The following is a 12,515-nucleotide window of genomic DNA, read 5'->3' as shown; positions in this document are numbered from 1 at the left end:
TAAAATTATTATATAACTTATGCAATCAAAATTTTGTCATTTTTTACAATGTTTTTTTATTTTTATTCTTCTATAAAGCACCATTTTTTTCCATATTTTTTTTAGAAAATACAAAGTAAAAAAAAGGACCATTCCCTATAAATTCACTAAGTTAACTAGCCCCTCTAAAATGCTTTAAGTTAATGCAGTGAATTTGCATAGAGATTAAGTCCTATTAGCAATTAAAATTGCCCTAAACGCAAATAAAGTGCCAAAAGGCACTTTATTATTTATTACTTGCTTTGTCTTCTTAAAAAAGCAGGAATTTCTAAATCAGAATCTCCATACTCTTTAGTATATGCAACTTCTTCAATAGGATTAACTGGTTCTTTTACTTTAGGCTTTGGGACAGTTTTATTTTGCACAACTTTGTCACTTTCAAAACCAGTTGCAATAACTGTTATTCTTATTTCATCTTTTAGGTCTTCATCTATAACTGCACCAAATATAATATTAGCGTCTGGGTCAGCTGCACCTTGTACAATTTCCGCAGCTTCATTTATTTCAAGTAAACCTAAGTCCATTCCACCAGTAATATTTAAAAGTACACCTGTAGCACCGACTATAGAAGTTTCAAGTAACGGGCTTGAAATAGCTTGTTTTGCTGCCTCTTGAGATCTATTATCACCAGCTGCTCTACCAACACCCATATGTGCAAGACCTTTAGCAAGCATAATTGTTCTCACATCTGCAAAATCTAAATTTACTAGACCGGGTATAGTAATCAAATCAGATATACCTTGTATACCTTGTCTTAAAACATCATCTGCCATTTTGAAAGAATCCATCAATGTAGTTTTCTTATCTACCATTGTTAATAATCTTTCATTTGGAATTGTCACTAAAGTATCTACTACTTCTTTAAGCGTTTTTATTCCGATTTCAGCATTAATCATTCTTTTTCTGCCTTCAAAAGGGAATGGTTTTGTTACAACTCCTACAGTAAGTATTCCCATGGATTTAGCGATTTCTGCAACTACAGGTGCAGCTCCAGTACCTGTACCGCCTCCCATACCTGCAGTAATAAATACCATATCCGCTCCTTTTATTGCTTGAGAGATTTCTTCTTTACTTTCTTCTGCTGCTTTCATACCTATTTCTGGATTAGCGCCTGCTCCTAGCCCCTTAGTTAACTTATCACCAATTTGAATTTTTTGAACTGCATGAGAAAGAATTAAAGCTTGTTTATCCGTATTTATAGCTATAAACTCCACGTTTTTTAGTCCCTCTATAATCATTCTGTTTATAGCATTGTTTCCTCCGCCTCCACACCCAATTACTTTAATTTGAGCAAATTCTTGAACATCAACATCAAAATCTAGCACAACACTACCTCCTCTTTAGAAAAAATCCGCAAAAAAACCTTTTATTTTTGATGCAAATCCATTTTCCACTTTTATATTTTTGTTTTTTGACCATTTGTTATCATATGAATGTTCATCTGATTCTTCTTCCAATGAACTATTACTAGTTTTAATATTATTAACAGCTTGAAGCACTATACCTACTGCTGTAACATATATAGGGCTAGCTGCTCCTACATACTCTGGCGAACCTATTCTCACTGACTTATCCAGTATAGCTTTACTTAGTTCATTAGTGCCTTTTAATAGAGCTATACCTCCACCAACTATTACTACTCCAGAAGTTTCATTATAAAATCCACTATTTACTAGGTTTCTTTTAATTAAATGTAATAACTCATCTACTCTAGCATAAATTATATCAACTAATAAATTATTATCAATTTCCATTAAATTATCATAAGAATCTTTAACTCTAATTTTCTCAACGCTTTCTCCTTTTTCTTTAATTAAGCTTCCATATTTAAGCTTTAATCTTTCACCTTCGCTAAAAGGAACTTTAAGACAAACCGAGATATCATTTGTTATGTTATCTCCACCTAATTGAATAATAGAAGTATGTTTTAATTTTCCACTCTTGTAAATAGAAATATCAATAGTTTGTGCTCCAACATCAACTAGTGCTATTCCCATGTCCTTTTCTTCTTTTCGTAATACTGCCTCTGATATAGCTGATGGTTGAAGTACTATCCCATTAACTTTAATTCCAGCTCGCTTCACACTTTTTAATAAATTACTAACTACTGTGGATTGTGCCATGACTACTTGTCCTTCAACTTCTAGCCTTATACCACTCATTCCCCTAGGGTCTTTAATATTATCATATCCATCAACAATATATTGTTCGGGCTCAACACCTACTATTTCTTTATCTGGCGGAACTGAGATGAGTTTAGCTGCCTCAATTACCCTGTCCACGTCGCTCTGCTTTATTTCTCTGTCTTCAGAAGATATCGCAATCATACCTGTATTTCTTACTAATTCACAAATCCCTCCGGGTAAAGATATATACCCTTCATTGATCTGTGTATCTGTCATACGCTCTAATTGTGTAATACATTTTTTTATAGCTTCAGCTGTACTATCAATATCTATTACAACTGATTTATTTAAACCACTACATACAACTGATGTAATGCCTATAATCTGAAGTTTTCCATTACTACTGACTTTACCAACTGCTCCACATATTTTTGATGATCCTAAATCAATCCCTACTATTTGTTCATTCATTAAGTTTATCCCCCCTCATAAGAGAAACCTTAAGTGTATATATTCAACAAAAAAATAAATTTTCCTCTTAATTTAAATGATTTTTTTAAATTTTTATTATAAATTTAAATATAATCAAAATTAATTTCATTTTATTGTATATTGTAGATGTATATAAACTTAATTTCAAATTAGTAAACTACATTATATTATAATGTTAAAAAGCTAACTTGTTCTTCTAGACTAATTATAATAGCAAAATATAGAAAAAGCAATATCATATTGTTAAGTAAGCCAATCAAATAGTATATAATTGGTTATTTTTACATTAAAATAAAAATAAGGCTGGAAGCTACGGTTTATCTATACTTTTAGCTTATTTTCTAATTATTTACTAAATTGATAGCATTTCTACAATCATTTCATTGTCAACTGAGTAAGTAATTGCTTCTTCTTTAGATATAATACCTTTTTTATATAACTCTGCGATTGACATATCCATAGTTTTCATACCATATTTGCCTCCAGTTTGAACACAAGACTGCAATTGATGCGTCTTGCCTTCGCGAATAAGATTTTGAATTGCTGGAGTTGATATCATTACCTCAAGCGCTGCTACTCTCCCTCTTCCATTTATCTTAGGTATTAATTGCTGAGAAACTATTCCCTGCATTACCGCTGATAATTGAACTTTAATTTGTTGCTGCTGATATGGAGGAAATACATCAACTATTCTATCTACTGTTTTTGCTGCACCTATAGTATGTAAGGTAGAGAAAACCAAATGTCCAGTTTCAGCGGCAGTAATAGCAATAGAAATCGTTTCAAGATCTCGCATTTCGCCTACTAATATAACATCTGGATCCTCTCTAAGAATAGCCCTTAATGCATTTTTATAATTTTTACTGTCTTTTCCAATTTCTCTTTGATTAATAATGGATTTGTTATGTTTGTGTAAATATTCAATAGGATCCTCGAGTGTTATAATATTACATGCTCTAGTAGAATTAATTTCATTAACCATAGCAGCGAGAGTTGTACTTTTACCACTACCTGTAGGCCCTGTCACTAAAACCAGCCCTCTTTGTTTTGTGGTAAGAACCCTAACGACCTCTGGAAGCTCAAGCTGTTTAATAGTAGGTATTTTTAATGCAACTACTCTAATAGCTATAGTATCGCTTCCCCTATGTTTATAAACATTAACCCTAAATCTTCCAAGGCCGTAAATAAAGTAAGACGTATCAATTTCTCCATTTTGACAATATTCTTCATAAGAATTTTCTAAAATTTCTCTTGAGTATTTTTCAGTGTCTGCTGGAGTTAATTTATCTACCCCTGTTTGTATTAAATTACCATCAACTCTAATGATCGGCACTGAGCCCACTGTAAGGTGCAAATCTGATGCATTTTGTTCTGTTGTTTTTTTTAGTAATTCACTAAGAGGTATCATTATTGGTCCTCCTGTTCTTTTAATGAAGCTTCCAAACCTATATGCCAAATTAAGTCCTGAATTTTAGAATCTTCTTGTCACTTAAAATTTTTGCTCCATTTTCATCACCTAACTTCAGAAATTTTATTTTCTCAGATAAATAATTTAAATACATTCTTTCCCGAAATATTTTGTATCTTAAACGAAAATCGTTAAGATGCTTTATTTGACTAACGGTGTACATTTTATAATTATACCATAGTTGTTACAATTTATTAGAACTATTCAACCTATTTTTACTAGTACTATTTAATTCCTTATTAAGCTTCTTTAATGCTCTCTTTTCAATTCTAGAAACATAGGACCTTGAAATCCCTAAGATCAATGCAATTTCTCTTTGAGTTCTAGGGTTACCATCAAGTAATCCATATCGCATTTGAATTATTGTTTTTTCTCTATCCATTAAAGCTACGTTTATCTTATTGTAAAGCTTTTTAATTTGTATTTTACTTTCTACTATATCAATAATAGAATCTTCATCGCTACTTAACACATCCATAAGTGATATTTCATTACCCTCTTTATCGATACCAATAGGATCTTGCAGGTAAATCTCCCCTTTTGTTTTCTTATTATTGCGAATAAGCATAAGTATCTCGTTTTCTATGCACCTTGCAGCATAGGTGGCAAGCCTTGTTCCCTTACTTATATCAAAGGAATCAATGGCTTTAATAAGACCTACAGTTCCAATAGATATCAGGTCATCTACATCCTTTCCTGGATAGGAATATTTTTTTACTATATGTGCAACTAGTCTTAGATTTCGTTCAACTAATACACCTTTAGCTAGTAACTCGCCGTCCTTTAACTTTTTTAAATAAGATTTCTCCTCTTCTTCACTTAATGGTTGAGGGAATGAACTACTTCCAGTTATATAAGCCGTCAAAAGTGTAACATTTCCAATCATATCTAATAAACAATTTATGAAAAACACAGATGTTCCTCCTAATAGAGCTTATTAATATAATATGATTTATTTTACTAAAAGTGCCTGTACATGGAAATTTATTTTATTATTTTATAAATTTCTTTAGCTAATAACTTTCCTTCCGAAGTCTTTAATGCAGCCCCACAGGAGATGCTTTAATGGCGTTAACTACTTTTTTAAATATTGGAGCCGCTGTACCTCCACCTTCTTCATCTGCTACACCCTTTACATTACTCATCTCAATATTATTCACATATACAACCATAGAATAATTTTTCCCGTTTAAATTGAAAAAGCCAACAAACCATCCATCGGAACACTTCTGACTTTCTTTTTTCCCATTTACTAATTTGTTTACATAGTATGTAGTAGTGCCCGTTTTCCCACCTATATCCATGCCTTTAATTGAAGCCTGGGCTCCTGTGCCTTTGTTTACTACATCCATCATATGAAGTTTCACAGCTTCTGCAGTTTCTCTTTTTAGTACGGTCGTATTTTTAGGGGTAATTTCCCCTAGAATTTTATTATCATCATTTACGTATGCATCTATTATGCTTGGCTGAACATACACTCCATTATTTATAATAGTATTAGGAATACTCATGGCTTCTAGCGGCGTTATTCTAACATTCTGACCAATAGCTGTTTGGCTTGTATCACCATCCGTAGGGTTTAATAAATCAGCCATGTCAAACTTACCACTGGCCTCTTGATGAATATTTAATACTTTATGTAACATCCCTTGTTTTTCTGCATAATCATATATATTTTTAAAACCTATTTTCCAACCTAGTTGAGCAAATATGTTATTAGAAGATTTGGCTAGCGCCTCAGCAACTGTAAATGTTTCTCCCTTAAAAGGCTCTTCTAGAAATATTTTAGGACTTACTGTATATTTTTTATAGTTATCTATTTTATTCGTATCTAAACCAGCTTCATCCACAATAACTTTAAAAATCGATCCCGGCAAAGCTCCATTAGTACTTGGATATCCTAAGTTTGCATTATAAGCGTTATCATCCTTTTGTACCATCGCCCTTATCTTTCCATTATTACTCTCCATTACTACAACACCAATTTGACTATACTTTTTGTAGATTCCCTCTTGAAGAACAGCACAGGCTTTATCTTGGATTTCCTTATCTAAGGTAAGTCTTACATTAACATTGTTTTTAGGATTAATAATTTTGCCCGCAGCTATTTCGCCATTAACCCCTTTAGAGAATCTAATTTTTGTATAATCATTATTTTTAGTTTTATTGTATATTTCCATTTCCAAAGAATCAGTGCCTTTGAATACATAATCACTAACGACTTTTTTAGATACAGGATCAACGTGCTCTTTATTGTATTTCGGGTCTATCAATACATTTTCAATTTTCCAATTCCTATCCTTGATCACCTCATTAGCTACATAGGTATAAAACCCTTTTACTTTTTTAATATCTTTAAGTTTATTATAAGTCACTTCATCAATTTTATATCTTATTTTCTCTCCATTACCATTACCTTTTATTTTTTCTAAATCATAGCCTTTATCATAGTTTCTTAAAGTAATAGTTAATGCTTGCATGTCATATTTGCTAGTATATTCATTAAATCTCAAATAATCGACAGGATCAATAATCGCATAGTAACTCACAGCATAATTCAAAAGATCTCGCCCATTACAGTCAGTTAAACTATATAGAGACCCGTATTGTTCATCTATTGTATATTGTGAATTAAACATAGTTTTCAAGGGTTCAGATTTGAAATACATGTAATTCATGATTCTCCAAATTAAAAAACAAAATAATACCGTAAACACACCCATTACCGTCCACGTTCTTTTTTTAATTTCACTTCTTTGATTTGAGTAACCAAAGATATTATTTCTACTACTCATAAAAAAACACCTCACCTAGGCTAATTCTCGCCTAGATTGAGATGTTTTATACTTCAAATATGTTATTTTTTCTTTTGCTGTTTCTGCAGTATTTGGCTTATATTAGCTGTAATTATATCTATAGCTACCTTATTATGTCCGCCTTCAGGTATTATAATGTCAGCGTGTCTTTTGGTAGGTTCAATAAATTGTTCGTGCATTGGTTTAACAACATTTAAATATTGATTTATAACAGAATCTGTTGTTCTACCTCTCTCGGTAATATCTCTTGTAAGTCTTCGTATAAACCTAACATCTGCATCTGTGTCTACATATATTTTAATATCCAGCATGTCACGAAGAACCTTTTCCTGGAGTACAAGAATTCCTTCAAATATAATAATTTCCTTTGGCTGGACGGAAACTGTTTCTTCTATTCTATTATGCATTTCAAAATTATAAATAGGCTTTTCAATAACATTTCCTTCTAAAAGAAGATTTAGGTGTCTCACTAATAGTGAAGTATCGAAAGCATCCGGATGATCATAATTTGTTTTTATTCTTTCTTCAAAAGAAAGATTACTTTGATCCTTATAATAAGAATCTTGTGCAATCATTGTAATACATGTCTCACCAAAATGTTTATAAATTTCTCTCGCTATAGTGCTTTTCCCTGAACCCGTACCTCCGGTTATCCCTATTAAAACCGGGCGATACATTATTCTTTCTCCTTAGATTTGATAAGTATATCATTCTCATGTAGTTTTTCTTTAACATTTACAGTGAATAACATCTGGGCACTTGGTGCAGCAGCTATGCTTTCGCCCTTAGAATTTCTCATATCATTAAGCACAATTAAAACATTATCTCCTACAGGCCTTAATACTTCAACAGTATCACCCTGGAATACTTTATTCCTTTGTTCTACTAATGCAATATTATTTCCCAAATGATATTCGCGTACAATTCCAACTATATCGTAATCTCTAATATATGAAGAGGATTCATGTATCTGTTTATTTGGATCTCCAAAGTAGAACCCAGTATAATATTGTCTGTGACTAGGTTTCAGGAGATTATCCATCCATTTTTTTTGAAATTTATAATTTACCGAATCCTTCATATATGTATCCAAAGCTTCTCTATAGGATTTACATACAGAAGCAACATAATATGAGCTTTTCATTCTTCCTTCTATTTTAAATGACGTTATCCCTGATTCTACAAGTTCCGGTATATGTTCTATCATGCATAAGTCCTTTGAATTCATTATGTAAGTACCTTTATCATCTTCTATTATAGGAAAGTATTCACCATCTCTTTTTTCTTCCGTTAAGAAATATTTATATCTACATGGCTGAGCGCATTGTCCACGATTTGCATCTCTTCCCGTCATATAATTTGACATAAGACATCTTCCCGAATAGGCCATACACATAGATCCATGGACAAAAGCTTCAAGTTCACAAGTATCCGGCAACTTTGCTCTAATTTCTTTAATTTCACCTAGAGACAATTCTCTTGCGAGAACAATTCTTTTGACCCCTTGCTTATGCCAAAAAATAGCTGATTTGTAGTTTACATTGTTAGATTGGGTACTCAAATGAATTTCTAAATTTGGTACAACTTCTCTAGCCGTCATAATAATTCCCGGGTCAGAAACAATAATAGCATCTGCACCTAGTTCATATATCTCTTTTAGGTAACCTTCTAGGCCGTCTAAATCGTCATTGTGAGGAAATACATTTAATGTAACATATACTCTTTTACCTTTGGAATGTGCAAAGTCTATACCTTCTTTTAATTGAACATTGCTAAAATTATCTGCAAAAGCTCTCAAATTCAATTTACTTCCGCCTAAATAAACTGCATCTGCTCCAAAGTTTATAGCTGCTTTTAATTTCTCCAAATTACCTGCCGGTGCTAATATTTCTGGTTTCATTAGTTTCATGCCTCCTTACTGCCCCCTGCAAACTTTCTTACTGTAACTGAGATACCATCACCCATTGGTATTACAGAAGTTACAAGGTCATCATTATTAGATACTAGTTCTAAATAGCTTTTCATACGTTTTATTATAGTGATTTTTCTACGTGTTGCGAGTTCTTTCGATGCAACCATTCCTCGAAAAAGCACATTATCAGCAATAAGAACCCCTTCTTTTTTTAAGAGTCTCAAGCAGTGAGGAAGAAAATGGTTATAGTGACCTTTACCTGCATCCATAAAAATCATATCATATTCATCTTGGAGACTTTCTAAAATCTCTAAACAATCTCCTTTTAGAACAGTAATTTTATTCTGCATTCCGTATTTTATTATATTGGAATTTGCAATTTCTATCATTTTTTCATCTCTTTCAATAGTCGTAATTTCACTTAAACCATCGGAAGTTAAATTCATTAAAATAGAAGAATATCCTATAGCTGTGCCTAGCTCTAAAATTTTTTTAGGTCTATTTATAGTTATCATTAATTCCAAAAATTTAGCAGTTTCTTTTTGAACTATAGGGACTCTATTCTCGAGAGCAAATTTCTCTAGCTCATCTAAAATACCAACATTACTTGGAATGAGATCTCTTAAATATTGTTCCATATAATCATATGTTATCCCACTCATTTAATTTCCTCCAAAATTCATTAATGCACATAAAAACAAATAACAAGTCAACGATATAATTATACTGACTTGTTATTTATTCTCATGTGACTAACACTAACTAAAATCCCTGTGTTACATCTTTTACCTTTAAAAATTCATTATAGTCATCTGTAAAAAAATGCTTTCCATCATTACTTAAAACAAAGTATAAATAATTTGTTTTAGTAGGAGATAAGGCTGCTTTAATAGATTCTTCTCCTGGATTACATATTGGACCTACAGGAAGTCCTGTCACCTTGTAGGTATTATAAGGTGACTTAACTTCTAAATCTTTATTGTATAATTTTTCTTTATGTTTACCTAAAGAATATAAAACAGTTGCACAAGATTGTAACTTCATGTCTTTTTCTAGCCTATTATAAAAAACTGATGCCACTTTAGCTTTTTCATTTTTATCACTAGTTTCTCTTTCAACAATTGATGCCATTATTATTATATTATCTAATTTCTTTATATCTATAGGCTTTTCTTTATTTATTTCATTTATAGTACTGTAAAACTTATCCACCATTAATTTTATTATTTCATTTCCACTCATACCGACTTTAAGATCATATGTAGATGGAAAAAGAAAACCTTCCAAATTAAATTTTCGGTTTTCTTTTTCCATAATATAAGTAGGCAGCTTGTAAGTTTTACAGCTATCAATAAATTTTTCTTTGTTTATTATTCCTTTTTCTTGTAGCATATTTGCAATATTATTTATATCAAATCCCTCAGGTATTGTTACTTTAATAATGTCTTTTTCATTTCCTACAGTTGATAAAATTTTTATAAACTCCACAACTGTAGCATCCTTCGGTATCAAAAACTTTCCTGTATGAACATTAGATTTTATTTTGTTTGATTTGATATAAAATTTTATAATACTTGCATTTTTTATAGCACCAATTTGGTTTAAATCATCTAGTACACTATACAAAGCGTCTCCATTTTTCACATCAACATAGATATCTTTATTAGTTTTAATAGGATGCTGTATTATCTTTTTATACTGAAAATTACCAGCTAATACACAAACTATTAAACCCACAATTAATAGCACTATCTTTTTCATTAAACCACCCCATAATTTATGCTATTTGCTTTTTTTGCTAGTTGCTCTTTTTCTTTCTCCTGAATCTAATATTCTTTTTCTCATTCTGATATTTAGAGGAGTAATTTCAACTAACTCATCAACAGCTATAAATTCTAAGCATTGTTCTAGTGTCATTTGTTTTACTGGAACTAGTTTTGGTGATTCATCTGCTCCTGAAGATCTAGTATTTGTTAATTGTTTCTTTCTACAAATATTTATCTCCATATCTCCTGCTCTTGCACATTCTCCTGCAATCATACCTGCATATACAGGTACTCCTGGTTCTAGGAAAAGAGTACCACGATCTTGAGCATTAAATAATCCGTAAGTAATTGATTCTCCTGTTTCAAATACAATTAAAGAACCTCTACTTCTATCTGGGATTTCACCTCTGTATTTATCGTAACCATCTAGAACGTGATTCATTATACCATTACCCTTGGTATCAGTCATAAGTTCACTTCTAAATCCAATTAATCCTCTTGATGGTATTTTAAATTCTAATCTAGTGTATCCGTTTATAGCTGAAGTCATATTTACCATTTCTGCTTTTCTAGGTCCCATTTTTTCCATTACTACGCCCATAAATTCTTCTGGTACGTCAATTGTAAGGTACTCAATTGGCTCTGTTTTATGGCCATTTTCTTCTTTAAATATAACATTTGCTTTTGACACTTGGAATTCATATCCTTCACGTCTCATAGTTTCAATTAGAACTGAAAGATGTAGTTCTCCTCTTCCACTTACTTCAAAACCATCATCAATTTCATTTACTCTTAAACTAACATTGGTTTCAAGTTCCTTAATAAGTCTATCTCTTATGTGTCTTGATGTAACAAAAGTTCCTTCTTTTCCTGCAAAAGGAGAATTATTAACCATGAAATTCATAGTTAGTGTAGGCTCATCAATTTCAACGAATGGAAGAGCTTCTGGTTCATTAACATCAGCTATTGTCTCTCCGATGTTAATGTCTGGAATACCAGAAACTGCTACTATATCACCAAGAATTGCTTCATCAGTTTCTTCTCTTTTAAGACCTTTGTAAACGAAAAGAGCCGAAACTTTAACATTGTTTATTGTACCATCTTTTCTTATAAGTGCGATAGGTTGATTTCTTTTGATTGATCCTCTTTCGATTTTTCCTATTCCTATCTTACCAACATACTCATTATAATCAATAGTTGAAATAAGCAATTGAAGTGGCATATCTAAATATCCTTCTGGTGCCTTTACATTCTTTACTATAGAATCAAATAATGGTTCCATGTTGTCACTTACATCATCAACATTTAATTTAGCAAATCCTTCTCTAGCAGAAGCATATACCACTGCAAAGTCTAATTGTTCATCATCCGCTCCAAGTTCAACAAATAGGTCAAATACTTCATCAAGAACATGTGTAGGACGACCATCTTTTCTATCAATCTTGTTTATAACAACGATTGGCTTAAGGTTTAATTCTAATGCCTTTTTTAAAACGAATTTAGTTTGTGGCATTGGACCTTCATATGCATCAACTACAAGTAGTACGCTATCAACCATCTTAAGTACTCGTTCAACCTCTCCACCGAAATCAGCGTGGCCAGGAGTATCAACTATATTTATTTTAATTCCATTATGCATTATTGCAGTATTTTTAGAAAGAATTGTTATTCCTCTTTCTTTTTCTAAATCGTTAGAGTCCATTACTCTTTCTTGTACTTTTTCATTTTCTCTAAAAATATGGCTTTGTTTAAGTAAACAATCCACTAGTGTTGTCTTACCGTGATCTACGTGAGCAATTATTGCTATATTTCTAACATCATTTCTTGTAAATAAATTCATATTAATCCTCCAATTTTTTTTCGTAAGTTAAACATATTACACAAACAAAAATTGGA

General features: G+C 31.6%; 10 protein-coding genes. All 10 read right to left on the bottom strand.

Annotation, left to right across the window (positions count from 1 at the left end):
* Nucleotides 1–272: 272 nt before the first annotated feature.
* The gene (ftsZ, locus tag ACWJJT_RS02405) at nt 273–1,364 is read right to left on the bottom strand and encodes a cell division protein FtsZ (RefSeq protein WP_462955941.1); all 1,092 of its coding nucleotides are present in this window, start codon (nt 1,362–1,364) and stop codon (nt 273–275) included.
* A 15-nt stretch (nt 1,365–1,379) separates the two neighbouring features.
* On the bottom strand, nt 1,380–2,636 hold the full coding sequence (gene ftsA, locus ACWJJT_RS02400; RefSeq protein WP_462955940.1) for a cell division protein FtsA: 1,257 nt from the start codon (nt 2,634–2,636) through the stop codon (nt 1,380–1,382).
* 373 nt (nt 2,637–3,009) lie between these two features.
* Nucleotides 3,010–4,065 (bottom strand): type IV pilus twitching motility protein PilT, encoded by a 1,056-nt coding sequence (locus ACWJJT_RS02395; protein ID WP_462955939.1) that lies wholly within the window; start codon nt 4,063–4,065, stop codon nt 3,010–3,012.
* A 244-nt stretch (nt 4,066–4,309) separates the two neighbouring features.
* Nucleotides 4,310–5,038 carry an RNA polymerase sporulation sigma factor SigK gene (gene sigK, locus ACWJJT_RS02390; protein WP_462955938.1) on the bottom strand — a complete coding sequence of 243 codons (729 nt, stop codon included), beginning with the start codon at nt 5,036–5,038 and terminating at the stop codon, nt 4,310–4,312.
* 124 nt (nt 5,039–5,162) lie between these two features.
* Complete coding sequence (locus ACWJJT_RS02385) at nt 5,163–6,920, bottom strand: penicillin-binding transpeptidase domain-containing protein (RefSeq protein WP_462955937.1); 1,758 nt, start codon at nt 6,918–6,920, stop codon at nt 5,163–5,165.
* Between the two features lie 62 nt (nt 6,921–6,982).
* Nucleotides 6,983–7,618 (bottom strand): uridine kinase, encoded by a 636-nt coding sequence (udk, locus tag ACWJJT_RS02380; RefSeq protein ID WP_462955936.1) that lies wholly within the window; start codon nt 7,616–7,618, stop codon nt 6,983–6,985.
* Nucleotides 7,618–8,850, bottom strand: a complete 1,233-nt coding sequence (locus ACWJJT_RS02375) for a peptidase U32 family protein (RefSeq protein WP_462955935.1) — start codon at nt 8,848–8,850, stop codon at nt 7,618–7,620. The genes udk and ACWJJT_RS02375 overlap by 1 nt, the downstream gene beginning before the upstream one ends.
* Nucleotides 8,847–9,515 carry an O-methyltransferase gene (locus ACWJJT_RS02370; RefSeq protein ID WP_462955934.1) on the bottom strand — a complete coding sequence of 223 codons (669 nt, stop codon included), beginning with the start codon at nt 9,513–9,515 and terminating at the stop codon, nt 8,847–8,849. The genes ACWJJT_RS02375 and ACWJJT_RS02370 overlap by 4 nt, the downstream gene beginning before the upstream one ends.
* A gap of 100 nt (nt 9,516–9,615) precedes the next feature.
* On the bottom strand, nt 9,616–10,614 hold the full coding sequence (mltG, locus tag ACWJJT_RS02365) for an endolytic transglycosylase MltG (RefSeq protein ID WP_462955933.1): 999 nt from the start codon (nt 10,612–10,614) through the stop codon (nt 9,616–9,618).
* 21 nt (nt 10,615–10,635) lie between these two features.
* Entirely contained in the window at nt 10,636–12,459 is a 1,824-nt protein-coding gene (gene typA, locus ACWJJT_RS02360; RefSeq protein WP_462955932.1) for a translational GTPase TypA, read from the bottom strand.
* Nucleotides 12,460–12,515: the final 56 nt, after the last annotated feature.

The sequence above is a fragment of the Clostridium sp. CM041 genome (assembly GCF_055081035.1).
The sequence above is the reverse complement of the archived record's forward strand: the minus strand, read 5'-3'. Positions and strand labels throughout refer to the sequence as shown.